At 71.3% G+C, this 24,343-nt stretch carries 23 protein-coding genes; 7 read left to right on the top strand and 16 right to left on the bottom strand.

What is annotated here, in order from left to right; genetic code table 11:
• Positions 1-46: 46 nt before the first annotated feature.
• The gene (locus ACP4IX_RS31570) at positions 47-1,783 is read left to right on the top strand and encodes an ABC transporter ATP-binding protein (RefSeq protein ID WP_426557930.1); all 1,737 of its coding nucleotides are present in this window, start codon (positions 47-49) and stop codon (positions 1,781-1,783) included.
• Positions 1,780-3,687: an ABC transporter ATP-binding protein gene (locus ACP4IX_RS31565; protein WP_426557929.1), complete on the top strand. Its 1,908-nt coding sequence runs from the start codon at positions 1,780-1,782 to the stop codon at positions 3,685-3,687. Before ACP4IX_RS31570 ends, ACP4IX_RS31565 begins: the two co-directional genes overlap by 4 nt.
• 48 nt (positions 3,688-3,735) lie before the next feature.
• On the opposite strand, the gene ACP4IX_RS31560 is transcribed toward ACP4IX_RS31565, so the two are convergent.
• Both ACP4IX_RS31560 and ACP4IX_RS31555 read right to left on the bottom strand, forming a co-directional pair.
• Positions 3,736-4,068 carry a winged helix-turn-helix domain-containing protein gene (locus tag ACP4IX_RS31560; RefSeq protein WP_426524923.1) on the bottom strand — a complete coding sequence of 111 codons (333 nt, stop codon included), beginning with the start codon at positions 4,066-4,068 and terminating at the stop codon, positions 3,736-3,738.
• Positions 4,069-4,082: 14 nt separating this feature from the next.
• Positions 4,083-4,547, bottom strand: coding sequence for a hypothetical protein (locus ACP4IX_RS31555; protein WP_426524925.1), 465 nt, complete (start codon positions 4,545-4,547; stop codon positions 4,083-4,085).
• Between the two features lie 237 nt (positions 4,548-4,784).
• Between ACP4IX_RS31555 and ACP4IX_RS31550 the strand changes: the two genes are divergently transcribed.
• Complete coding sequence (locus ACP4IX_RS31550; RefSeq protein WP_426557927.1) at positions 4,785-5,759, top strand: ABC transporter ATP-binding protein; 975 nt, start codon at positions 4,785-4,787, stop codon at positions 5,757-5,759.
• The gene (locus tag ACP4IX_RS31545; RefSeq protein ID WP_426524928.1) at positions 5,756-6,589 is read left to right on the top strand and encodes an ABC transporter permease; all 834 of its coding nucleotides are present in this window, start codon (positions 5,756-5,758) and stop codon (positions 6,587-6,589) included. The genes ACP4IX_RS31550 and ACP4IX_RS31545 overlap by 4 nt, the downstream gene beginning before the upstream one ends.
• A gap of 136 nt (positions 6,590-6,725) precedes the next feature.
• Here ACP4IX_RS31545 and ACP4IX_RS31540 read toward each other — a convergent pair whose 3' ends face one another.
• The 7 genes from ACP4IX_RS31540 to ACP4IX_RS31510 all read right to left on the bottom strand — a co-directional run bounded on the left by ACP4IX_RS31540 (position 6,726) and on the right by ACP4IX_RS31510 (position 14,433).
• Positions 6,726-7,520, bottom strand: a complete 795-nt coding sequence (locus ACP4IX_RS31540) for a hypothetical protein (RefSeq protein WP_426524930.1) — start codon at positions 7,518-7,520, stop codon at positions 6,726-6,728.
• Positions 7,521-8,016: 496 nt separating this feature from the next.
• The gene (locus tag ACP4IX_RS31535) at positions 8,017-8,418 is read right to left on the bottom strand and encodes a TetR/AcrR family transcriptional regulator C-terminal domain-containing protein (RefSeq protein ID WP_426557925.1); all 402 of its coding nucleotides are present in this window, start codon (positions 8,416-8,418) and stop codon (positions 8,017-8,019) included.
• Positions 8,419-8,669: 251 nt separating this feature from the next.
• On the bottom strand, positions 8,670-10,367 hold the full coding sequence (locus tag ACP4IX_RS31530) for a uroporphyrinogen-III synthase (protein WP_426557923.1): 1,698 nt from the start codon (positions 10,365-10,367) through the stop codon (positions 8,670-8,672).
• Entirely contained in the window at positions 10,364-11,323 is a 960-nt protein-coding gene (hemC, locus tag ACP4IX_RS31525; RefSeq protein ID WP_426524936.1) for a hydroxymethylbilane synthase, read from the bottom strand. Before hemC ends, ACP4IX_RS31530 begins: the two co-directional genes overlap by 4 nt.
• Positions 11,320-13,053, bottom strand: coding sequence for a glutamyl-tRNA reductase (locus ACP4IX_RS31520; RefSeq protein ID WP_426524938.1), 1,734 nt, complete (start codon positions 13,051-13,053; stop codon positions 11,320-11,322). Before ACP4IX_RS31520 ends, hemC begins: the two co-directional genes overlap by 4 nt.
• Positions 13,050-13,826 carry a redox-sensing transcriptional repressor Rex gene (locus ACP4IX_RS31515; RefSeq protein ID WP_426524940.1) on the bottom strand — a complete coding sequence of 259 codons (777 nt, stop codon included), beginning with the start codon at positions 13,824-13,826 and terminating at the stop codon, positions 13,050-13,052. The genes ACP4IX_RS31520 and ACP4IX_RS31515 overlap by 4 nt, the downstream gene beginning before the upstream one ends.
• Before the next feature lie 274 nt (positions 13,827-14,100).
• Entirely contained in the window at positions 14,101-14,433 is a 333-nt protein-coding gene (locus ACP4IX_RS31510; protein WP_426524942.1) for a glutaredoxin family protein, read from the bottom strand.
• 234 nt (positions 14,434-14,667) lie between these two features.
• Between ACP4IX_RS31510 and ACP4IX_RS31505 the strand changes: the two genes are divergently transcribed.
• The 3 genes from ACP4IX_RS31505 to ACP4IX_RS31495 all read left to right on the top strand — a co-directional run bounded on the left by ACP4IX_RS31505 (position 14,668) and on the right by ACP4IX_RS31495 (position 18,238).
• The gene (locus tag ACP4IX_RS31505) at positions 14,668-15,588 is read left to right on the top strand and encodes an HAD family hydrolase (RefSeq protein WP_426524944.1); all 921 of its coding nucleotides are present in this window, start codon (positions 14,668-14,670) and stop codon (positions 15,586-15,588) included.
• 348 nt (positions 15,589-15,936) lie between these two features.
• Positions 15,937-16,731, top strand: a complete 795-nt coding sequence (locus ACP4IX_RS31500) for an ECF subfamily RNA polymerase sigma factor, BldN family (protein ID WP_426524946.1) — start codon at positions 15,937-15,939, stop codon at positions 16,729-16,731.
• A gap of 262 nt (positions 16,732-16,993) precedes the next feature.
• A complete protein-coding gene (locus ACP4IX_RS31495; protein ID WP_426524948.1) occupies positions 16,994-18,238 on the top strand; it encodes a DUF5667 domain-containing protein in 1,245 nt (414 codons plus the stop codon).
• An 86-nt stretch (positions 18,239-18,324) separates the two neighbouring features.
• Here the strand turns inward: ACP4IX_RS31495 and ACP4IX_RS31490 are convergent, their stop codons facing one another.
• From ACP4IX_RS31490 to ACP4IX_RS31460, 7 genes are all read right to left on the bottom strand, one after another.
• Positions 18,325-19,425 (bottom strand): lysophospholipid acyltransferase family protein, encoded by a 1,101-nt coding sequence (locus tag ACP4IX_RS31490; protein WP_426557921.1) that lies wholly within the window; start codon positions 19,423-19,425, stop codon positions 18,325-18,327.
• 14 nt (positions 19,426-19,439) lie between these two features.
• Entirely contained in the window at positions 19,440-20,501 is a 1,062-nt protein-coding gene (locus tag ACP4IX_RS31485; RefSeq protein WP_426524952.1) for an NAD-dependent epimerase/dehydratase family protein, read from the bottom strand.
• Positions 20,502-20,722: 221 nt separating this feature from the next.
• Positions 20,723-20,821: a 30S ribosomal protein bS22 gene (locus ACP4IX_RS31480; protein ID WP_003948845.1), complete on the bottom strand. Its 99-nt coding sequence runs from the start codon at positions 20,819-20,821 to the stop codon at positions 20,723-20,725.
• Between the two features lie 171 nt (positions 20,822-20,992).
• Positions 20,993-21,205: a helix-turn-helix domain-containing protein gene (locus ACP4IX_RS31475; protein WP_004984898.1), complete on the bottom strand. Its 213-nt coding sequence runs from the start codon at positions 21,203-21,205 to the stop codon at positions 20,993-20,995.
• 130 nt (positions 21,206-21,335) lie between these two features.
• Positions 21,336-22,151: a phosphatase gene (locus ACP4IX_RS31470; RefSeq protein ID WP_426524955.1), complete on the bottom strand. Its 816-nt coding sequence runs from the start codon at positions 22,149-22,151 to the stop codon at positions 21,336-21,338.
• A gap of 196 nt (positions 22,152-22,347) precedes the next feature.
• Positions 22,348-23,520, bottom strand: coding sequence for an acetoin utilization protein AcuC (locus tag ACP4IX_RS31465; RefSeq protein ID WP_426557919.1), 1,173 nt, complete (start codon positions 23,518-23,520; stop codon positions 22,348-22,350).
• Positions 23,521-23,587: 67 nt separating this feature from the next.
• Positions 23,588-24,244 (bottom strand): HAD family hydrolase, encoded by a 657-nt coding sequence (locus tag ACP4IX_RS31460; RefSeq protein WP_426524959.1) that lies wholly within the window; start codon positions 24,242-24,244, stop codon positions 23,588-23,590.
• Positions 24,245-24,343 lie beyond the last annotated feature (99 nt).

The raw sequence follows: 24,343 nt of genomic DNA, 5'->3' as shown, positions 1-24,343 counted from the left end.
TCGCGTACAGTCACGCACATCCCTTACAACACGCCGAGGAAGACGCATGCTGCGCCACATTCTTCTCAGACATCTGCGGCAGCACCGCGGCCGCCTTTCACTGCTCGTTCTGCTGCAATGCGCGCAGACCGCAGCGGCCCTTTATCTGCCGGACATCAATGCGGCCATCATCGATGACGGACTGCTCGTCGGCGACACCGGGGAGATAGGGCGGCTGGGCGGGGTGATGGGCGCGGTCACGCTGCTCCAGGCCCTGTGCTCGCTCGGTGCCCTGTACCTCGGTGCCCGGCTGGCGACGGAGGTGGGACGCGCGCTGCGGGAGGAGGTCTTCGGGCACGTGCTCGCGGTCTCCGCACAGGAGTCGGGCCGGTTCGGCGTGGCCTCGCTGGTCACTCGGACCACCAACGACGTGCAGCAGGTCCAGGCGCTCGTCGCCATGGGAACGACCCTGCTGGTGCCGGCGCCGCTGATGTGCGTCGGCGGTGTGGTGATGGCGCTCGACCAGGATGTGCCGCTGTCGTCGCTCCTGCTGGTCTGCGTGCCCGCGCTCGGCGTGGTGGCGGTGCTGATCAGCCAGCGGATGCGCGGTGTCTTCCGGGGGATGCAGGACCGTGTCGACGAGCTGAACCGTGTGGTGCGGGAACAGATCGCGGGGGTCCGTACCGTACGGGCCTTCGCGCGTGACGCCGACGAGCGGCGGCGGTTCGGCCGGGCGAGCGCGGACCTGCGTGACGTGTCCCTGCACGCCGGGCGGCTGGCGGCGCTCATGCTTCCCGCCGTGATGCTGGTCGCGAACCTGTCCTCCGTGGCGGTCGTCTGGTTCGGCGGCCACCGGATCGACGACGGCGATCTGCAGATCGGCGCGCTCACGGCGTTCCTGGGGTATCTGGCCCAGATCCTGGGCTCGGTCATGATGGCCACGCTCATCTTCATGATCGTGCCGCGGGCGGAGGTGAGCGCCGAGCGGATACAGGAGGTACTCGCCACGCGGCCCGCCGCCCGGCCGGGTGGTACCGGCGGGCGCGGCGACCGGGCGTCGGACGGGAGGGCGCTGCTGGAGGTCCGCGGCGCCGGATACCGGTACCCGGGCGCCCAGGAACCCGTGCTCAGGGATCTGGACCTGCGGGTCGGCGCCGGTGAGGTCACCGCGGTGGTGGGCTCGACGGGCAGCGGGAAGTCCACGCTCCTCGGGCTCGTGGCCCGGCTGTACGACGCCACGGCAGGGTCGGTCGTGGTGGACGGCACGGATGTACGGGACGTGGCGCCCCGTTCCCTGGCCCGTCTGATCGGTTACGTCCCCCAGCAGCCGTATCTCTTCTCGGGCACGATCGCCTCCAACCTCCGCTACGGCAATCCGGAGGCGAGCGACGCGGAGCTGTGGCACGCCCTCGACGTCGCCCAGGCCCGGGAATTCGTCGCGGAACTGGGACTGGACGCCGCCGTCAGCCAGGGCGGGGCCAATCTCTCCGGCGGCCAGCGTCAGCGTCTGGCGATCGCCCGTGCCCTGGTCCCTCGCCCGAGGATCTTCCTCTTCGACGACACCTTCGCCTCCCTGGATTACTCCACCGCCGCACGGCTGCGCGGTGCCCTGGCCGAGGAGACCGCGGACGCGGCCGTCGTCCTCACCACTCAGCAGGTCTCGACGGTCCGGCACGCCGACCGGATCGTCCTTCTCGACCAAGGAGCCGTCGTGGCCGGCGGAACCCATCCGGAGCTGATGGATTCCTGCGAGGCCTACCGGCAGTTGGCGCTGTCCCCGTCCGAGAAGGAGGCCCTCGCGTGAGCGCGCGCACATCCCTGTCCAAGGAGACCACCAAGGACCTCGGGAGCGCGGCGCGCCAACTGTGGGGGGTCCTGCGGCCGCAGCGGACGCTCGTCCTGGCGTCGACGGCCCTCGCCGCGGCGGCGGTGGCGCTGTCCGTGCTCGGACCGAAGCTGCTGGGCCGGTCCACCGACCTGGTGGTGGCGGGAATCATCGGCCGCCGGTTGCCCGACGGCCTCAGCAAGCCCGAGGCGGTCGCGGCACTGCGGGCCCAGGGCCAGGACTCCTTGGCGGACATGGTGTCCGCGCTGGATGTCGTCCCCGGGCACGGCACCGACTTCTCAGCGGTCGCGACGGTCCTGCTGTGGGCCACCGCGGCCTACGCGGGCCTCGCGGTCGTGGGCTGGCTCCAGGCCCGCGTGGTCACCGCCGTCGTGCAGCGCTCCGTCTTCGCGCTGCGGGAACGGATCGCCGGCAAACTGGCCCGGCTGCCGATGGCGTACTTCGACCGGCAGCCGCGCGGCGAGGTCCTGAGCCGGACCACGAACGACATCGACAACATCCAGCAGAGTGCGCAGCAGGTGCTGAGCCAGTTGCTGACGTCCGTGCTCACGGTGACGGGGGTGCTGGCGATGATGTTCTGGATCTCGTGGATCCTCGCGCTCGTGGCCCTGACCGTCGTTCCCGCCTTCGCGGTCATCGTGGTGTACGCGGGACGCAGGGCCCAGCCGCAGTTCGTCGCCCAGTGGCAGAGCACCGGCCGGCTCAGCGCGCACGTCGAGGAAACCTGTACCGGCCACGCCCTGGTGAAGGTCTACGCCCAGGAGGAACGCGCACTGCGCCGCTTCCGTGAGGAGAACGCCGCACTGAGCAAGGCCGCGTTCAAGGCGCAGGTCGCCTCCGGGGTGATCCAGCCGGCCACCGTCTTCGCCTCCAACGTCAACTACGTCCTCGTGGCCGTCGTCGGCTGTCTCCGTGTGGCGTCCGGCTCGCTCACGCTGGGCGACGTCCAGGCGTTCGTTCAGTACGCACGGCAGTTCAGCCAGCCACTGACGCAGATGGCGACGCTGACGACCCTTGTGCAGTCCGGCGCGGCCTCCGCGCAGCGGGTCCTGGAGCTCCTGGACGAGGAGGAGGAGGTGCCCGACGCCGCACCGCTCGTCCCGCTCCCGGACGTCCGCGGCGGGATCACCTTCGACGACGTGTCCTTCCGCTACGACGAGTCCGCCCCGCTCATGGACCGCGTCTCCTTCTCCGTGGCACCGGGGCAGACCGTCGCCGTGGTGGGGCCCTCGGGGGCGGGCAAGACGACGCTGCTCAACCTGCTCATGCGGTTCTACGAGCCGGCGAAGGGCCGCGTCGTGCTGGACGGCACCGACATCTCCGTACTGCCCCGCGGAGAGCTGCGCTCACGGATGGGTCTGGTGGCCCAGGACCCCTGGCTCTTCGACGGCAGCATCGCCGACAACATCGCCTACGGTGTGCCGGGGGCCTCGCGGGAAGCGGTCGTCCGCGCGGCGAAGGCCGTGCGGGTGGACCACTTCGTCCGCACGCTGCCGGACGGGTACGACACCGTGATCGGCGAGGGCGGACTGGGCCTCAGCTCCGGCGAGAGGCAACTCGTCACCACAGCCCGGGCCTTCCTCGCCGATCCGGCCGTCCTGGTCCTGGACGAGGCCACCAGCTCGGTGGACACACGCACCGAACTCCTCGTGCAGGAGGCACTGGCACGGCTGCGCTCCGGCCGTACGTCCGTGATCGTCGCCCACCGGCTCTCGACGGTGCGCGACGCCGACGTCATCCTGGTCCTGGACGGGGGCCGCGTCGTCGAACAGGGCACGCACGAGGAGCTGCTGGCCCGCGGGGGCACCTACGCGCGACTGCACGCGGCCCAGTTCACCGGACCCGTGGCCGGCACGCGCTGAGCGGCCGCCCGCTTCGCGCGGGCGGCGGCAGCTCGCGAAGGGGTGGAACTACGGTTCCGTCGTGGGGGCTTCGTCGGCCCCCGCGCCCAGCGATGCCGCCTGGGAGGCCAGGTCGCGCAGCGCTTCGAGGTGGGCGAGCAGGGCCCGGCGGCCTTCCGGGCTCAGCCGCAGCCAGGTGCGCGGTCGCTTGCCCACGTATCCCTTGCGCACCTCGATGTACTGGGCGGCCTCCAGAGCGCTGACCACCTTGCTCAGCACCGAGTCCGAGACGTGGCATCCCTCCCGCACGGCACGGAACTCGGCCTCGGCGCACCCGGAGAGGAACGCCATGACCGTCAGCCGGGTGGGGTGGTGGATGCGCTCGTCCAGTGCGGGTTGCACCCTTTCCTCGCCGTTCACGACCGCTGGTCTCCCACGCGCTCCCGGGTCAGCAGCCACCAGTTGGCCAGGCCCCCGCCGACGCCGCCGGCGATGAAGAGGCCTGCCGCCCCGAAGAACGCACCCGCGCCCACGGCCACCACGAGCGCGACGGCGTACGTCAGCATCACCTGCCGGCGGCCGGTGTGACGGGGAAAGGCCTGGACGATGCCGGGCTTGTGCTCGAAGCGCCGGGCGAGCACGACCTGGGCGGCCACGAGGAGGGCACCCGCCAGGAGCAGCGCGACGGACAGCGCCGAGGGGCCGTCCACGGCCCACCGCAGGCCGATCAGGACGAGCCCGGCGGCCATCAGTCCGCCGTTCACGGCCGGGTACCAGGCGGGCAGGGCGGCGCCCGGCCGGGCGGCCGCGTCCCGTGCGGCCTCGGCGGCACGCAGCGCGGCAGCGGCGTCGACGGCGCCGTGAGCGGGAGTGTCGTGCATCGGGTCCTCCAGAGCATCGGGATCGGCATCTGATTGCAATCCTTGCATTTACTTTCCGCACTGGCAAGTGCTAGTTTCAAGGAAAGAACAGGCCGGCACGGCAGGGCGTCTCCCGCCCTCGGGCTGTGGCGCCATCCGGGGTACGCGTCATCCGGTCCGCGTCCCGGCACGCGGCCGTGTCACGACGTTCGGGCTGCGACGCGCAGTCCACGACGCTTCGATCCCTGGGGGAAGTTGATGACTTTGCAGGAGACGGCGCCGGAGGCCGGCCATGCCTCCACGCCGCAACCGGCGATCCGCGTCCGCGGGCTGCGGATGCGCTACGGCACACGCGATGTACTGAGCGGACTCGACCTGGAGGTGCGCAGGGGCGAGCTGTTCGCCCTGCTCGGCCCCAACGGCACGGGAAAGAGCACCACCATCGAGATCCTCGAGGGCTACCGCGCTCGCTCCGGCGGCGACGCCGAGGTCCTGGGACACGACCCCGCGCACGAGGACGCCGCGTGGCGGGGCCGCCTGGGCATCGTCCTCCAGGCCAGCCGCGACCACGGCCGCTGGCGGGTCGGCGACCTGCTGGGCCACTTCGCCCGTTTCTACCCGCGCGCCTTCGAGCCGTCCGAACTGCTCCGGCTGGTGGGCCTCACGCCGCAGACCACCCAGCAGGTGAGCACCCTCTCCGGCGGCCAGCGGCGACGCCTCGACGTCGCCCTCGGCATCGTCGGCCGGCCCGAACTGCTCTTCCTCGACGAACCGACCACCGGTTTCGACCCCGAAGCACGCCGCGACTTCCACGACCTCATCCGGGGGCTGCGCGACAACCTCGGTACGACGATGCTGCTCACCACCCACGACATGAGCGAGGCCCAGCAGCTCGCCGACCGCATCGGCATCCTGCAGCACGGCCGCATCACCGCCTGCGGCACCCTCGCCGAACTCTCGGCCGCCGCCAGGACCCGCTCCGAGGTCCTCTGGACAGACGCGGAGGGCCTGCCTCAGCGACGGCTCACCGCGCACCCGTCGAAGGTCGTCTGGGAACTGCACCAGCAGCTCCAGGGGCCGATCCCCGACCTGGAGGTACGCCGCCCCACGCTGGAGGACACCTACCTGCGCATGATCGCGGAGGACAGCGCACCAGCGGTGGGTGCCACGGAAGAAAACGGGTCGGACACCGCCGAACCGTCCGCCGCTCGCCACGAGGAGTCCGCCGCGTGAACCTCTACCGACTCGGTCTGTCCCGCGGAGCCATCGAACTGCGTCAGGTACTGCGCAGCCGCAAGGACATCTACTCCTACCTCTCGACCCCGCTGCTGTTCCTCGCCGTCTCCTACTGGCAGTCGCGGGACGGCGACGACGCCACCGCGCAGCTCTCCCTGGCCGGCGGCATGGCCTCCACCATCTTCATGTTCGGCCTGCTGACCGTCCCTCAGTTCCTCTTCGGGGACCGCGAGGACGGCACGCTGCTGCGCCTGCGCGGCGTACCGGGCGCGATGACCGTCTACCTGACCGGCAAGACCCTCTTCGTCCTTGTGAACATCGCGGTGTCCATAGCGCTGTTGCTGGTGGGCGGCTGGGCGCTCCTGGGGGCCGGACTCCCCGACACGCCCCAGCGCTGGCTCACGCTCCTCTGGGTCGTCACCCTCGGCATCATGGCCGTCGTACCGATCGGTGCGGCCGTCGGGTCGCTGCTGCCCGCCGCCCGGGAGGCGCTCGGCATCTACATGCTGCCCATGATGGGCCTGATGATCGCTTCCGGCACGTTCTTCCCGCTGCGCGAACTGCCCGAGTGGCTGCAGAACCTGGTGTCCGTCTTCCCGCTGCGCTGGATCGCTCAGGGAATCCGTTCCACCCTGCTGCCCGACAGCGCCGAGGCACTGGAGGTGTCCGGCGCGTGGCAGCACCTGACCGTCGGGGGCGTGCTCGCGCTGTGGGCCGTCGCCGGGCTCGTACTGGCTCCGCGGCTGCTCCAGCGGATGACCCGCCGTGAGTCCGGAAGCAGGCTCTCCGCGCGCGAGCAGCAGCGCATGGCCAAAACGGCGTACTGACCGTGTTCCCCGCCGTGTCGGTCCACGACGCACGGCGCCCGGACAGCCTTCGGGCCTCGGCCCGGTGCTCTGCGCGTCGCCGCGGGAGCACGGGCCGAGGCCCGGTCCTCAGACCGGTGGTGTCAGCCGGAGAAGGCTAGGTACCGATGCGGGCGTGCCCCGTCTTGGGCGTGTCCCACCGCTGGGGCGCGGAGTGCGGCACACCGCTCATGCCCGCGGCGGGGTCCGCCGGCGGCACGCGGTAGTCGCGGGCCACGAGTGCGGCCTCCGCGCGGTTGCCGATGCCGAGCCGTTCGTAGAGGTCAGCGACCCGGCGGTGGAACGTCCTTACGGAGACCCCGAGTTCGCGGGCCCGGAAGACATCCTTGCCCGGGCTGATGATGAGGGCGAGCAGCCGCCGGTCCTCCTTCTGCAGCCCGACCTGCCGGTCGGCGAACATCCTCAGGTCCGCCGCGCCCTCCCATGCCTGCTGGAACAGCGCCGACAGACTGGCGACCACACCGCGTTCCTCCACGACGACGCCCTCCGAGGCCCGCGGGCCTCCGCGGTGCGACACGATCGCCGTTCGTCCGTCGCACAGCAGCAGAGCGTTGTCGGGGCCGTCGGTGACCCGTATCTCGGCCCCCTCCCTCCTCATGCGGCTCAGGAAGGACAGTGTGACGGAGTCGTCGAGCGCGGTCCGGGAGACGAGCAGTCGCAGAGCGACACCCCGGCGCAGGCTCACGAGGGACAAGTAGTGGTAGCAGTCGAATTCCTCCGGTCCCCACGTTCCCGGGTCGATACAGACGAAGGCCTGGTACCGCGTGCGGGAGACCATCTTCTCGACCTCCCCTCTGATCGACTGCGCGCCGCTCAGCACCTCCACCCCGGCCTGTCCCCCGTCCGGCCGCGCCCCGGACCGGTCAGCCGTTGTCGCGTCGCGGATCTTCATGCGTTTCCCCGTTCGAAGCTGGTCCCACCCCTGGGGTGCGCAGACTGCACCGCCGGCGGCGTCCGCCGGAGCGCGCCCTCCCGGTTTTCGGTTGCACCGCGGGGCGTTGCGTTATCGATCGCCTGCCGATCGTAGAACCACAGCAAAGACACGGCATGCCCCGCCGAGCTTTACATCAGCACACCTATGCACGTACAGCGTTCACATACCCGCCAAACCCGAACAAGGCCAAGCACCAAGATCACGATACGCGCAAGTAACATGTGACGCTTATCACTTGCCGTGCGGGGGCAGGCGACTGCCACGGCGCCCCCGCCGCAACCCCGCGGCTATGCCAGTGCAACGTGATAACACTGCCCACTCGGCACTAAGAAGGCCGTCTTCTCTTTTGGAAATTTCCCTTCGATTATGGACACCGCCCTGCGGCTGCCCCGGAGCGGCGCCCGCTGGACGCCGCCCCCAGGCGTGCCCGAGCGGCCCGCCGCCGAGGCGTCCGTCAGCGGTGGGCGGCGAGGAACACGCGGACACCGGCGGTGGCGCAGTGGTCGAGACCGGCCTCGGTGTGCTGGAGGCTGCCGTGGAACATCGCCTTGTTCACGGGGATCCACAGCAGCAGGCCGGCGACGTGGCCGGCCGCCAGGAGCGGTTCGTCGCAGCGGAGCAGCCCCTGGCCGGTCAGCCGCTGGACGGTGGCCGCCAGCGTGGCCCGTACCCGTTCGAAGCCCTGCTCGTACCACCTGGCGCCGAGGCCGGGGAAAGCGTCGGCGATGACCAGACGCCGCAGCCGAAGGACCTGGGGCCGGGTGAGGGCGGCCAGGAACTGGCGGGCGAGGCGGGCCAGGTCCGCTTCCAGGGCATCTCCGTCGCCCTGCCGGTGAAGGCGGCATTCCGGAATCACCCGGCGCCGACGGAGAGGATCACCGATCCGACGGACCGGTGAGGGGCCCTGCCGGCTGCATCCTCCGGAAGACGAACCGCGCGTGACCCCGGACAGGGGGCCGGGCCGGCGGCCCCTCGCGGAGTCATCCGCGAAAGGCCGCGGCGGAACACCGGTGGCGGGGCGCGCCCCACGGCACACCCCGCCACCACATGCACTCGGCCTCCCGGCCGTACGCGCTTACGGCCATACGGCCATACGGCCTTACGGCCTCAGGTCGACGACCGCCGCCTGCGCGCCCCCGGCCGCCGCTCGCTCGGCCGCGTCACCGGATCCCCGGCCTCCACCGCCGCCGCGCGACGCCGCAGGCCGAAGTCGGCCAGGGCCTCCGCCAGCTTGTGGACGGACGGCTCGGGAGCCATGACGTCCACCCGCAGACCGTGCTCCTCGGCCGTCTTCGCGGTCGCCGGACCGATGCACGCGATCACCGTGACGTTGTGCGGCTTGCCGGCGATGCCGACCAGGTTCCGCACCGTGGACGACGACGTGAAGAGCACCGCGTCGAAGCCGCCGCCCTTGATCGCCTCGCGGGTCGTGGCCGGCGGCGGCGACGCGCGCACCGTGCGGTAGGCGGTGACGTCGTCGACCTCCCAGCCCAGCTCGATCAGCCCGGCCACCAGCGTCTCCGTGGCGATGTCGGCGCGGGGCAGGAAGACACGGTCGATCGGGTCGAAGACCGGGTCGTACGGCGGCCAGTCCTCCAGCAGGCCCGCGGCCGACTGCTCACCGCTCGGCACCAGGTCCGGCTTCACTCCGAAGGCGATGAGCGCCTTCGCCGTCTGCTCCCCGACCGCGGCGACCTTGATGCCCGCGAAGGCACGGGCGTCCAGCCCGTACTCCTCGAACTTCTCCCGGACCGCCTTCACCGCGTTGACCGACGTGAACGCGATCCACTCGTAGCGCCCCGTCACCAGGCCCTTGACCGCCCGCTCCATCTGCTGCGGGGTGCGCGGCGGCTCCACCGCGATGGTCGGGACCTCGCTCGGCACGGCGCCGTACGACCGCAGCTGGTCGGAGAGCGACGCCGCCTGCTCCTTCGTACGCGGCACGAGGACCTTCCAGCCGAACAGCGGCTTGGACTCGAACCACGACAACTGGTCGCGCCGGGGAGAGGCGGAACGCTCGCCGACCACGGCTATCACCGGGCGCCCACCGTCCGGGGACGGCAGCACCTTCGCCTGCTTCAGCGTCTGCGCGACCGTGCCGAGCGTCGCCGCCCAGGTCCGCTGCCGCGTCGTCGTACCGGCGATCGTCACCGTCATCGGGGTGTCCGGCTTGCGGCCCGCCGACACCAGCTCACCGGCGGCCGCGGCCACCGAGTCGAGCGTCGTCGACACGACGACCGTCCCGTCGGAGGCGCCGACCTCGGTCCAGCAGCGGTCCGACGCCGTACGGGCGTCCACGAACCGCACGTCGGCACCCTCGGCGTCCCGCAGCGGCACACCGGCGTACGCGGGAACGCCGACGGCGTTCGCGATACCGGGGACGACCTCGAAGGGCACCCCGGCCGCGGCGCACGCCAGCATCTCCTCGGCGGCGTACGTGTCGAGCCCGGGGTCCCCGGTCACCGCACGCACGACCCGCCTGCCGCCCCGCGCGGCCTCCATGACAAGATGTGCGGCATCCCGCACGGCGGGGACGCCCGAGGTCGTTGACGCACCGTCAACAACCTTCAGCTGGGGCGCGCCTGTGCCCGGATCCGACGGATTGGCGTCCGTGTGCACTTCCGACACGCCCTGCCTCGCGTGCGTGCGTACGACGTCGAGCACCTCGTGCTCGGCGACGAGGACGTCCGCGTGCGCCAGTGCCTCCACGGCGCGCAGAGTCAGCAGTCCCGGATCTCCGGGTCCGGCACCCAGGAAGGTGACGTGCCCGTGTTCCGGACCGGTGGGAAAGGTGGTGGGGCTCAATGTGCTCGCTCCCCCATCAGACCGGCCGCGCCCTGGGCGAGCATCTCGGTGGCGAGTTCGCGACCGAGTGCCATCGCCGCGTCGTGCGTCTGGGGCACGGGACCGGTGGTGGACAGCTGCACCAGCGTCGAGCCGTCGGTCGTGCCGACGACGCCGCGCAGGCGCATTTCCTTGACAATCTGCCCGTCGGCCAGGAGGTCGGCCAGCGCGCCCACAGGGGCGCTGCAGCCGGCCTCCAGGGCGGCGAGCAGTGACCGCTCGGCCGTCACGGCGACCCGCGTGAACGGGTCGTCGAGCTCGGCGAGCGCGGCGATCAGCTCCGCGTTGTCCGCGGTGCACTCGATCGCCAGTGCCCCCTGGCCGGGAGCGGGCAGAACCGTGTCGACCGACAGGAAGTCGGTCACCTCGTCGATGCGGCCCACCCGGTTCAGCCCGGCGGCGGCCAGCACGACGGCGTCGAGCTCACCGCTGCGGACGTATCCGATGCGGGTGTCGACGTTGCCCCGGATCGGGACCGTCTCGATCTCCAGCCCGTGGGTGCGGGCGTACGCGTTCAGCTGCGCCATGCGACGCGGCGCGCCCGTCCCTATCCGCGCCCCGCGGGGCAGGTCGGTGAGCTTGCGCGCGTCCCGGGCGACGACCACGTCCCGCGGGTCCTCGCGCTCCGGTACGGCGGCCACCACCAGCCCCTCGTGCTCCGCGGTGGGGAGGTCCTTGAGCGAGTGAACCGCGAAGTCCACCTCACCCCGCAGCAGCGCCTCGCGCAGCGCGGCCACGAACACGCCCGTGCCGCCGATCTGCGCCAGCTGCTCCCGCGAGACGTCGCCGTACGTGGTGATCTCGACCAGCTCAACGGGCCGACCGGTCACCTGGCTCACGGCGTCCGCCACCTGCCCGGACTGGGCCATGGCGAGCTTGCTGCGCCTGGTCCCCAGCCTCAGTGCCTTCTCAGTCATGCCGGCCCTCGGTTCTTCTCAGTGCTGTTCTCGGCGCGGGAGACGGAGGCCACCGTCTCGGGGTCGAGGTCGAACAGGGTGCGCAGCGCGTCCGCGTACCCGGCGCCGCCGGGCTCGGCGGCGAGCTGCTTGACCCGTACCGTCGGCGCGTGCAGCAGCTTGTCGACCACACGCTTGACGGTCTGGGTGATCTCGGCGCGGTGTTTGTCGTCGAGGCCCGGCAGCCGCCCCTCCAGCCGGGCGATCTCGCCCGCCACGACGCCGGCGGCCATGCTGCGCAGCGCGACGACGGTGGGCGTGATGTGCGCGGCCCGCTGGGCCGCCCCGAACGCGGCGACCTCGTCGGCGACGATCCGGCGGACCATGTCGACGTCGGCGGCCATCGGAGCGTCGGCCGAGGCGTCGGCGAGCGACTCGATGTCCACCAGGCGGGCCCCGGCCAGCCGGTGCACCGCGGCGTCGACGTCGCGCGGCATCGCGAGGTCGAGCAGGAAGAGCACCGGCTGCGGGCGCGGCACCTCGGCGACCGGCTCGGGCCGGCGGCGCTCGGGGACACGGCCCACGCGCGTGGCCGTCGCGGCCAGCGCGGTGATCAGCCCGGCGTCCGCCTCGGCGCCCGGCCGGCCGGCCTCGCGCGACCGCTCCACCGTCGCACCGCCCGCGGCCCAGGCCCCGTGCTGCTCCAGCGTCGCCGCGTCCATGCCGGCCACCGCGGCCTCCCCCATGACGGAGAAACCGGACGGCACGGAGGACAGGTCCAGCGGGCAGTTCTCGTCGGTCGCGGCACCGGCGGCGCCCTGCAGAGGCGTTTCAGCTGCCTCCCGTACGCCCTCGGGGCCGGCCTCGGCCACGGGCCGCCGGGCGCCGGGCTCGACGGCGGGGGCGCCGGTGCGGCCCTCCAGCGCCGCCGCCACGGCGTCGGCCGTGAGGACCAGCCCGGTCGCGCCGGTGCAGGAGACGGCCACGTCGGCACGTGTCAGCTCGACCGGCACCGAGTCCATCGGTACCGCGCGGGCCAGCACGTCCGTGTCGTCGCCCTGGGAAAGGATCTGGGCGAGCCGCTCGGCCCGCTCGAAGGTGCGGTTGGCGACCACGATCTCGGCGACCCCGGCCCGTGCCAGCGTCGCGGCGGCCAGTGAGGACATCGAACCGGCGCCGATGACCAGGGCCTTCTTGCCCCGCGCCCATTCCTGGACGTCGGCTCCGGCGGACAGCTGCTCCAGGCCGAAGGTGACCAGGGACTGCCCGGCGCGGTCGATGCCGGTCTCCGAGTGGGCCCGCTTGCCGACCCGCAGCGCCTGCTGGAACAGGTCGTTCAGCAGCCGTCCGGCGGTGTGCAGGTCCTGGGCCCTGGCCAGGGAGTCCTTTATCTGGCCGAGGATCTGGCCCTCGCCCACCACCATCGAGTCGAGCCCGCAGGCCACCGAGAAGAGGTGGTGGACGGCCCGGTCCTCGTAGTGCACATAAAGATAAGGAGTGAGCTCCTCCAGGCCGACCCCGCTGTGCTGGGCGAGCAGCGTGGACAGCTCGGCGACACCGGCGTGGAACTTGTCCACGTCCGCGTACAGCTCGATGCGGTTGCAGGTGGCCAGCACCGCGGCCTCGGTGGCCGGTTCGGCGGCGACCGTGTCCTGCAACAGCTTGAGCTGCGCGTCCGCGTTCAGCGAGGCCCGCTCCAGGACACTGACGGGGGCGCTGCGGTGGCTCAGTCCGACGACGAGGAGGCTCATGCCGGCATCACGGCGGGCACGTCCCCGTCGGGTCCCTTGTCGGCGGAGTCGGCGGGGTGCTGCTGCCGGCGGGCGGCGACGGGCGGCGCGACGCCGTCGGCCGCGACCTCCTCGCCCGCCTTGCGCTGCTCGTGGAAGGCGAGGATCTGCAGCTCGATGGAGAGGTCGACCTTGCGCACGTCGACGCCCTCGGGAACGTTCAGCACGGTCGGCGCGAAGTTCAGGATGGAGGTGACACCGGCGGCCACGAGCCGGTCGCAGACCTGCTGGGCGGCACCGGCGGGGGTCGCGATCACACCGATCGAGACACCGTCGTCCTGGATGATCTTCTCCAGCTCGTCGGTGTGCTGCACGGGGATCCCGGCGACGGGCTTTCCGGCCATTCCCGGGTCGGCGTCGATGAGCGCGGCGACCCGGAAACCACGGGACGCGAACCCGCCGTAGTTGGCGAGCGCGGCACCGAGGTTACCGATACCGACGATCACTACCGGCCAGTCCTGGGTGAGCCCCAGCTCGCGGGAGATCTGGTAGACGAGATACTCGACGTCGTAGCCGACGCCCCGGGTCCCGTAGGAGCCGAGGTAGGAGAAGTCCTTGCGCAGCTTCGCGGAGTTGACTCCCGCCGCGGCCGCCAGCTCCTCGGAGGAGACCGTGGGCACCGAGCGCTCGGAGAGTGCGGTGAGGGCGCGGAGGTACAGCGGAAGCCTGGCGACGGTGGCCTCGGGAATCCCTCGGCTGCGGGTCGCCGGTCGGTGTGTTCGGCCAGTTGCCACGGTGCTCCTGCGGGTAGAGCGGGGCTGTAGGCGGTCATACGTCCCTACATGACCGCCCCGTCGAATGCAGGCTATGTCTTTGTGAACGCGTGCACAAAGATGGTGTCCGATTTGCCCGGCCAACGTGACCGGGCTCACGCGCGCCCGGCGTGCGAACCGGGAACCGGCGCACTCGCACCCGTGTTCCTCTCCCATCGGGGGCAAAGCCGCACACACTCCTCACGATCAACGCCCCCGAGACCAAGTCACCATCGATCCTAAGCGACCATCCGGACTACTTGGACTCGTCGGTCAGTGCCTTGCGCAGGCGTTCCTCGTTCACACGCCAGAAGGTGTGCTGCCTGCCGTCGACCAGGACGACCGGGATCTGCTCCCAGTACGCGTCGTGGAGTTCGCGGTCCTCGGTGATGTCCTTCCCCTCCCAGGGGACACCGAGGTCGGCACAGACCTTCTCGACGACGAGCTGTGCGTCATCACACAGGTGACAGCCGGGTTTGCGGATGAGGGTGACGAGATGGTTCTCGGAGTGCTCAGAGGACTGCGCGGGCTGCGGGGCCCCCGGGGTCGGCGAGGACTTTCGGCGGAAGAGGGGACTCATGCCGGCCATTCTCGCGCGCACGACGGCGCGAGCCGAGTCCCCGACGGCGGCCGGACCGCCTGCCGGGCCGGCACGCCGACGCGCCCGCGGCGCCGGCCCTTCGGCGAGACCGTCACGGAGGCCTTCACCCGGCTCGTCACCGGGCCCTCCGCCGCACCCTTTAACGACACGGTCGCCCGGAGTTCACAGCCTCCGAACCTCTCGGCTCCGAACCCTCCGAACAAACTGGCTATGCTCACGGACATGGCCGCTCTTCGATGGCTCACTCCCCGTAGGCGCTCCGCCACGGCACGGAGCGTGTTGGCAGGCGAGGCCTCGGCGGAGGCCGCCCGCAAGTCCGCGCAGGACATCTCACCCGACACGGGCGCGGAAGCCGAGTTCCCGGTCCACGGTGACGACAGGGCAGCCGCCTTCTTCGACCTCGACAACACCGTGATGCAGGGCGCCGCGATCTTCCACTTCGGCCGGGGCCTGTACAAGCGGAAGTTCTTCGAGACCCGCGACCTCGCCCGGTTCGCCTGGCAGCAGGCGTGGTTCCGGCTCGCCGGGTTCGAGGACCCGGAGCACATGCAGGACGCCCGCGACTCCGCCCTGTCGATCGTCAAGGGCCACCGGGTCTCCGAGCTGAAGTCGATCGGCGAGGAGATCTACGACGAGTACATGGCCGAGCGGATCTGGCCCGGCACCCGCGCCCTCGCCCAGGCCCACCTGGACGCCGGACAGAAGGTGTGGCTGGTCACGGCGGCCCCGGTGGAGATCGCCCAGGTGATCGCCCGCCGCCTGGGCCTGACCGGCGCACTGGGCACCGTGGCCGAGTCGATCGGCGGCGTCTACACGGGCAAGCTGGTCGGCGAGCCGCTGCACGGCCCCGCGAAGGCCGAGGCGGTGCGCGCGCTGGCGGCGGCGGAGCGCCTGGACCTGTCCCGCTGCGCCGCCTACAGCGACTCCCACAACGACATCCCGATGCTGTCGCTGGTCGGACACCCGTACGCGATCAATCCCGACAGCAAGCTGCGCAAGCACGCCCGGGAGCTGGAGTGGCGGCTGCGCGACTACCGCACGGGCCGCAAGGCTGCCAAGGTCGGCATCCCGGCGGCCGCGGGCGTCGGCGCCGTGGCCGGGGGCACCGCGGCGGCCATCGCGCTGCACCGCCGCCGCCGCTGAGTCACCCGCTGAGACACCCGCCGGACCGCCCGTCGAGTCCTCGTCGAGCCATCCATGTGACGTACCCCCGGGGCATCCCCTCCAGTCACCGTTTCTCACATTGACCACAACACGCTCTGCAGTCACAACGAACCTGAACGGTTCCGGTCATCAACCGATCACTCTGGCGCAACCGATCGACCGTCAATCGGGCACAGAAGCGACGTAATCGATGATTTGAGCAACTGGGCGTAGCAGCACCTGTACGAAGCGTTATTCTCCTCAGACGCATTCCGGCACCCCACCTTCGCTACGACGGGTGAATGGTTCCGTACTGCACGTGATGGAAGCTCTGCCTCTGGGAGTCCCGTGTACCCACACGTCGGGGTTGACGCCTCGGGCCTGGCTACGCTGCGCGCAACGGTCAAATCAGCCCAAGACCTGTTGCGCGGCTTCGTCCCCACCGCGTACGCCTTTCCCGCCCTCGCCGCGGCCACCGCCCCCGTAGGCCCGTGCTATGCACTGGCCGACGGAAGCGCCGCCGTCGGCAGACGCGCGCGGTCGTCCTCGTCCGGGACCGCCGCCACCACCCACCGCCGCCCCGCGGCGGACAGCGACAGCGCCCGCATGATGGACCTGGTCGAGCGGGCTCAGGCCGGCGAGGCCGACGCCTTCGGGCGGCTCTACGACCAGTACAGCGACACCGTGTACCGCTACATCTACTACCGCGTGGGCGGCAAGGCGACCGCCGAGGACCTCACCAGTGAGACCTTCCTGCGCGCCCTGCGGCGCATCGGCACCTTCACCTGGCAGGGCCGCGACTTCGGCGCCTGGCTGGTGACCATCGCCCGCAACCTCGTCGCCGACCACTTCAAGTCCAGCCGCTTCCGGCTGGAGGTCACCACCGGCGAGATGCTCGACGCCAACGAGGTCGAGCGGTCCCCCGAGGACTCCGTCCTCGAATCACTCTCCAACGCCGCCCTGCTCGACGCCGTACGACGGCTCAACCCGCAGCAGCAGGAGTGCGTGACCCTGCGCTTCCTCCAGGGCCTCTCGGTCGCCGAGACCGCCCGCGTCATGGGCAAGAACGAGGGCGCCATCAAGACGCTCCAGTACCGGGCCGTACGCACCCTCGCCCGACTGCTCCCGGACGACGCGCGCTGAGCTCCCGGCGCCCCGGAGGCGCCGCACCCACCGGAACTCCCCGCATTCCCCAAATCACCGTCGGTGAAAGCCTGTTGTGCCCGCGGTCCGATCATCCACCGTCCGTAACCCAAGTGCCGCGCCGCTCGTTGTGCCGGATGCAGGCTCCCTGTGGTCACCCCCTGGCCGACTCCGATCACACCATCGGGTGGTTCAGATCAGGGTGTGCAACCCTCAGGACCCCCTGGGGAGTCGACCGTCATGACGAGAGGAGGTGCCGCCAGTGATCGCGAACGTATCGGCGCACCGGCGGGCGAACGCCTTCGCCCAGGCTCTGGAGGAGCAGTCCGATCCCGGGGCGGCGACCGAGCAGTCCGGAGGACCGGCCGACGCCGGGGCCACCGCGGAACCGACCGGGCAGGGTCGTCTGTTGACCCTCGCCGCCGGCCTGGAGACGCTGCCCCGGCCCCAGCTGGATCCCGAGGTCAAGGTCGTCCAGCGGGCCCAGCTGGTGGCCGCGTTCGAGGCCATGCTGCAAGAGGGCACCGCGGGCGACGGGGCGACGGACAGTCCGGTACCGGAGCAACGCCGGGCGCGCGGCACCCACCGGGCGGCCTCACTGAGCAGGCTCCGGCCACGCTCGCGGCTGGCCAAGGGCCTCACCGCGGGCGGACTGAGCGTGAGCGTGGCCGCCGGAGCCTTCGGCGGAGTCGCCGCCGCCAGTTCGGACGCCCTGCCCGGTGACTCGCTCTACGGTCTCAAGCGCGGCATCGAGGACTTCCGCCTCGGTCTCGCCGACGGGGACGACGAGCGCGGCCGGGCCTACCTGGACCTGGCATCGACCCGGCTCAACGAAGCACGCCGGCTGATGGAGCGCGACCGCGGCGGGCCCCTCGACCACGAGTCCCTCGGCGAGGTCCGCCGTGCCCTGTCCGGCATGGAGCACGACGCCTCCGAGGGCCACCGCCTGCTCAGCGCCGCCTACGCCCGCGACCCCGACTCACTCGCCCCCATGCAGGCCCTCTCCACCTTCTCCCGCTCCCACCGGGAAACCTGGGGAGCACTGCGCGACCGGCTTCCCGTGCAGCTCGGGGACGTCAGTGACCAGGTGTCCTCGGTCTTCGACGCCATAGAGGACGACGTGGCCCCGCTGCAGTCCATGCTGCCGGAGCAGCCGTCCCGGGACGACGACAGCGGAGACAGCGGCCGGCAGGACAGCTCCGAGTCCGCCACCACCGGCACCCCCGGCTCCGGCCACTCGTCCGCTCCCAGCACCGGTGACACCGGTACGTCCGAACGCGAGCACACGGACAGCGGCAGGCCCAGCGAGTCGACCGACTCCGGCCGCGAGCACGACGGCCTGCTCGGCGGCGGCACGGGCGGCCTGCTCGACCCGCCGAAGGACACCGGCACCGCCTCCCCGCCGACGGGCGACAACACCCCGCCCGCCGAGCCGGACGTCACCCTCCCGCCCCTCCTCCCGGGCCTCCTGCCCGGCCTGGGCATCGAGGCGGACGACGAGGACTGAACCGGCGGCACGACGGTGGGGTGCTCCCCTCACTCGAGGGGAGCACCCCGCTGTCGTGCCGCAGTACCTCGGAAGAACGCCGTACCTCAGAAGAACACCGACCGCCGCTGCACCAGCAGCTTGTAGAGCGTGTGCTGAATCTGCTCCCGCACCTGGTCGGTCAGATTGAACATCAGCATCGGATCCTCGGCGGCCTCCGCCGGATAGCCGTCCGTCGGGATCGGCTCGCCGAACTGGATCGTCCACTTCGTCGGCAAGGGCACCGCACCCAGCGGCCCCAGCCACGGGAAGGTCGGCGTCAGCGGGAAGTACGGAAAGCCCAGCAGCCGCGCCAGCGTCTTGGCGTTGCCGATCATCGGGTAGATCTCCTCCGCGCCGACGATCGAGCACGGAATGATCGGCGCCCCCTGCCGCAGTGCCGTGGACACGAAACCGCCGCGCCCGAAGCGCTGGAGCTTGTAGCGCTCACCGAACGGCTTGCCGATGCCCTTGAACCCCTCCGGCATCACCCCGACCAGCTCGCCCTGACCGAGCAGCCGTTCGGCGTCCTCCGCGCAGGCCAGCGTGTGGCCGAGCTTGCGGGCCAGCTCGTTGACCACCGGCAGCACGAAGACCAGATCCGCCGCCAGCAGGCGCAGATGCCGGCCGGCCGGATGATGGTCGTGCACGGCGACCTGCATCATCAGCCCGTCCAGCGGCAGTGTCCCGGAGTGGTTGGCGACGATCAGCGCACCGCCCTCGGCCGGGATGTTCTCCACGCCCTTCACCTCGACCCGGAAGTACTTCTCGTACACCGGGCGCAGCATGGACATCAGCACCTGATCGGTGAGCTCGGCGTCGTAGCCGAAGTCGTCGACCTCGTAGTCGCCGGTGAGGCGGCGGCGCAGGAACGCCAGACCGCCCGCGATACGCCGCTCCAGGCCACCGCCGTCCGGCCCCTGCGATCCCGGCCCCTGAGAAGCCGGCTCCGGCGCCCCGGACGACTCGGACGTCACGGGGGCGTCGTCCGGCGCGGGTCCCCGCACCGGCAGCGGCTGCACCTCGCGTACCGGCACGGACTCCGCCGTGCCCTTGCGCCGGCTCCCCCCGCCGCGGCGCCGCGGCGGGCGCTGCGCCGCGTTCCCCCCGTTCCCGCCGCTCCCCCGCGACCGGTCGTCGTCGAACGGAATGACCTTGGCGTCCGCCATCGTTGATGCGCTCCTCAGTTGGCGCTCTGCGTCGGGAGGTGGCCACTGGCCCGCAGGGACAGCTCCGCGATCCGGTCGACGGCCCCCGCGAGGGCCTCGGGCGGCAGCAGACCCGCACCGCGGCCGCGCGCGAAGTCCGCGAACGCCCCGGCCGTCGAGTACTTCGGCCGGAATCCCAGGGTCTCGCGCATCTGCGTGGTGTCCACCACCCGCCCGTGGGTGAGCAGCCGGATCTGCTCGGGGGAGAAGTCCGTCATCCCCAGCGTACGCACGAGCGATCCCGCCCAGGTGACCGCGGGCAGCAGCAGCGGCACCGTCGGGCGGCCCAGCCGGCGCGAGCACTGGGAAAGCGTCAGGACACCGTCGCCGGCGATGTTGAAGGTGCCGCTGTTCAGCGTGCCCCGCCGCGGCTCGTGCGAGGAGAGCCGCAGCACCTCGATCACGTCGTCCTCGTGCACGAACTGCAGCCGCGGGTCGTAGCCGAACACCGTCGGCAGCACCGGCAGCCCGAAGTAGGAGGCGAGCGGCGTCTCCGCCCCCGGACCGAGGATGTTGGCGAACCGCAGCACGGTCACCGCGACGTCCGGCCGACGGCGCGCGAAGCCCCGTACGTACCCCTCGACCTCGACCGCGTCCTTGGCGAAGCCGCCGCTGGGCAGGGACTTGGGCGCAGTGGTCTCGGTGCAGACGGCCGGGTCGCGCGGCGCGGACCCGTACACGTTCGTACTGGACTTCACCACGAGCCGCCGCACGGTCGGCGACTTCTGGCAGGCGCCGAGCAGCTGCATCGTGCCGATGACGTTGGTCTCCTTGACCGACGTCCGACTGCCGCCGCCCAGCGGCGTACCCGTGACGTCCATGTGGACGACCGTGTCGGCGCCCGTCTCGGCGAGCACCCGCCCGATGGCCGACTGCCGGATGTCGGCCTGGACGAAGTCCGCGCCGCCCAGATGGTGCTCCGGCGGGACGGCGTCCACCCCCACGACCCGGTCCACGTCGGGATCACGCTGGATGCGCCGCACGAACCGGCCCCCCAGCTGACGGGCCACTCCGGTGACGAGCACGACCTTGCCCAAGACCAGCGCCTTCCTTCCGCCCTACTGCGTACCCTGCCGCGTTCCCCGCCCGCCGGCCAACTTAGCCGGTCGGTGTTGCGCTGTGATGACCGCCGGATGCGGCACGTGACGGAAAACGCCCGGTCGTACCCCACGTCCGGAGCCTCGCACCCGGGATACGACTGTGGCCCCCCACCGGATGCGGTGGGGGGCCACAGACCACGCTGACGGCGCAGCGTCGCTTACTTCTTGTTGCGACGCTGAACGCGCGTGCGCTTGAGCAGCTTGCGGTGCTTCTTCTTGGCCATCCGCTTGCGCCGCTTCTTGATAACAGAGCCCACGACTACCCTCGCTCACTTCTCATCACTCGGTTGTTGGGCGCCATGGGCCCACACGACCTACGAGGGGCTAGCCTACCCGCCCGAGCGCTGAGGTCGTAATCGAGGTGCCGAGGGAGGTCCCGGAGGCCGGGAGAGGCCCTGACGAGCCCTGAGAGCCTCCCCGGGCCGCCGTCAGGCCGTTTCCACCCCCACATAGCTTTCACGGAGGTACTCGTGAACCGCTTGCTCCGGGACGCGGAACGACCGTCCCACCCGGATCGCGGGCAGATGACCACTGTGCACCAGCCGGTACACGGTCATCTTGGACACGCGCATCACCGAGGCGACCTCCGCCACGGTCAGGAACTGAACCTCGTTCAGAGGCCTTTCGCCTGCTGCAGCCATGACACACCTGAACCTTCCGCACTCGACGGCCACCGGCTTCCCCTTCCGGTGACTCTTCGTCGTTGCGTGCTCACTCCCCAATGTAGGGGCGGGTGATGCGAATGGGGAAGAGGTGCACCCCACAGCTCCCCTACCGTGACAGACACGCTCGATTGAGTACGTAGCGGGTAAGCGGCCGGTAGTACTCAGACCGCACAGCGTCATCAAGCGGAACGACGACGGACACGGACCCCTCTGCCTGACCCACGAAGAGAGCGGGATCGTCCGTATCGGCCGGACCGATGGCCTCGAACCCCAGCTGACCTGCTCCGCAGACCCATCCGTGGTCCCCGATCACCAACTCGGGAAGCGGCCCGCCGGCCTCGGCCGCGGCGGCCAGCGCGGTACGAACCGGGAGCGGTGAATGCGTGTGTGCGCCGGGCTCACCACCGGCGTGCCCGGCGGCGGGTTCCCTCACCAACGCGACTCCCCGGACGTAGTCGAGGTTGTACGTGCGTAGACCGAACCGGGTCGTTATGTCGACACGGCGACCCTGCGCCGGGGTGAGGACAGCACATCCCGCCGCCGACAACGCCTCGGCCAAGGCGGCGTAGAAACGGAGGAGCCGATGGGGGTGCCCGGTGCCGAGGAGGACCGGGCCGCGACGCTGAGCGACCACGGCGAGCCGATCGGCGAAGGCGTCCAGAGCCGTCAGTGTCCGATCAGGGTCAATCACATCCTGGCCCGAAGTGTCGTGCGGATCGGCCGAGACCCCGCATCTCTCCGCCATCAGCCCGAGCAGGTCCCGCTGTCCCCAGTCCCCTTCCGGGTCGATTCCGATCAGCGCCCTCGGGTCCCGGGCAGCGAACAACCGGTAACTCCGCAGACTCGCCTCCCGTGAAGTCGCCACGGGTCCGGCGAGACCAACGTCCAGAAGATGAGCCCGAAGAGCTCCAGGGGTCAGCACGAAACCGATGCTGCCGCGTCCGCCCGCCCGCGGAGCGAGGAACGCGGGAATCGCCCCACGGTCGGCGTAACGTCCCGCGACACCCGAGAGGAGGTTCCCGCCCCGCTCGGCTGCGGGCAGTCGTACGCCGGCCCCGCCGCGGGCACCACGCGCACTCCGGCTTCCGGCTCCCGGCTTCCGGCTTCCGCGGGTTCCGTCACGCGAGCAGTCCGCGCAGCGGAAACACCGCCCGTCGAGCCGCCAGCACCGCCTGGTCCACCCGGTCGGCAGGGTCGTACCCCGCCTCCCACGGTGCCCAGGACACCGGCCACCGGCCGTCGGTCATCCGCATCGGCCCGAGCTGCCGCGTCCGTGCGAACACCTCCTGCCGCCATCCCTCGGGGATCACCGTCTCCGGTTCCACCGGCCGCCCCGCCGCGACCCCCACCAGGTGCGTCCACGACCGCGGCACCACGTCCACCACGGCGTACCCGCCGCCTCCCAGCGCCACCCACCGCCCCTCGGCGTAGGTGTGTGCCAGCTCGTGACACGCCACCTGTACGGCGCGTTGCGCGTCCAGCGACACCGCCAGGTGTGCGAGCGGGTCCTCGACGTGCGTGTCGGCGCCGTGCTGCGTCACCAGCACCTGCGGCCGGAAGTCCGCGATCACCTCGGGCACCACGGCGTGGAACGCCCGCAGCCACCCGGCGTCCCCGGTCCCCGCCGGCAGGGCGACGTTCACCGCCGACCCCTGCGCGCGGTCCGCACCGGTCTCCTCCGGCCATCCGGTCTGCGGGAACAGCGTCCGCGGGTGCTCGTGCAGCGACACGGTCAGGACCCGCGGGTCCTCCCAGAACGCCGCCTGGACCCCGTCCCCGTGATGCACGTCGACGTCGACGTACGCGACGCGTTCGGCTCCCAGCTCCAGGAGCCGCGCGATCGCCAGCGCCGCGTCGTTGTACACGCAGAACCCCGAGGCCGCGCCCGGCATCGCATGGTGCAGTCCGCCCGCGAAGTTCACGGCGTGCAGCGCGTCGCCGCGCCACACCGCCTCCGCCGCTCCCACCGACTGCCCGGCGATCAGCGCGGACGCCTCGTGCATCCCCGCGAAGGCGGGGTCGTCGATCGTCCCGAGTCCGTACGTGCTGTCCGCCGCGCCCGGATCCGCCGACGCCGCCTTCACCGCGTCGATGTAGTCCTCCCGGTGGACGAGCCGCAGCGTCGACTCGCCGGCCGCCGGGGCCGCGACGACCTCGGCCTCCCGGTCGAGCCCCAGGGCACCGACCAGTCCTCGGGTCAGGGCGAGCCGGACCGGGTCCATCGGATGCTCGGGGCCGAAGTCGTAGCCCGTTACTGCCTCGTCCCACATCAGCTGTGCGCGGCCGCTCATGCCCGCCACCGTATCGGCCCGGTCGAGCCCGGAACGAGCCGGTGGACTCGACCGTCAGCGGCGCCTTTCAGCCTTGCCGGCCCATCAGCAGGTCGGTCAGCTCCGCCATGTCGCCGAAGAGCCGAGTGGACCCGGTCAGCCTGGCCGCCGGTGTCATCGCGGCGAACCCGTACACATCCATCCCGGCCGTGACTGCCGCCTGCACGCCGAGCGGGCTGTCCTCGATCACCGCGCACCGCTCCGGAGCGACCCCCATTCGCTCGGCCGCGTACAGGAACAGGTCCGGGGCCGGTTTTCCTCGCCCCACGTCCTGGGAGCTGAAGATCCGCTCGTCGTCGAACCACCGGTCCAGCCCGGTCTTCCGGTGCCCCACCCGAATGCGTTCATGACTGCCGGAGGAGGCGACGCAGTACGCCACCCCGTCCGCCGCGAGCTTCTCCAGCACGCCGACAGCGCCGGGCACGGGTTCCAGGTCCCGTTCGAAGGCCGCGAACACCCGCCGGTGGAACACGTCGTCGAAGTCCGCGGGCAGGCGCCGCCCCGTCCGCTCCAGGATGAGGTCATGGACCCGGTGCATGGCGGCGCCCATGTAGTCCCTCAAAGAGTCGTCGTAGGACGTCGGGTGTCCCAGCTCGGTCAGATAGCCGGCCAGGAGCCGATTGGAGATCGGCTCGCTGTCGACGAGGACGCCGTCGTTGTCGAAGATAACCAGGTCGTAGCGCATACAAAGACAGTAAACGCAGAAAACCCCGCACCGTTCCCGGTGCGGGGTCTTCTCGCAATGATTGTTCGGCGGCGTCCTACTCTCCCACAGGGTCCCCCC

Origin of the sequence: Streptomyces sp. WG5 (genome assembly GCF_049974565.1) — a bacterium.
Taxonomy (GTDB): domain Bacteria; phylum Actinomycetota; class Actinomycetes; order Streptomycetales; family Streptomycetaceae; genus Streptomyces.
Note: the sequence above shows the minus strand (reverse complement) of the source record. Positions and strands in the feature narration are given on the sequence as shown.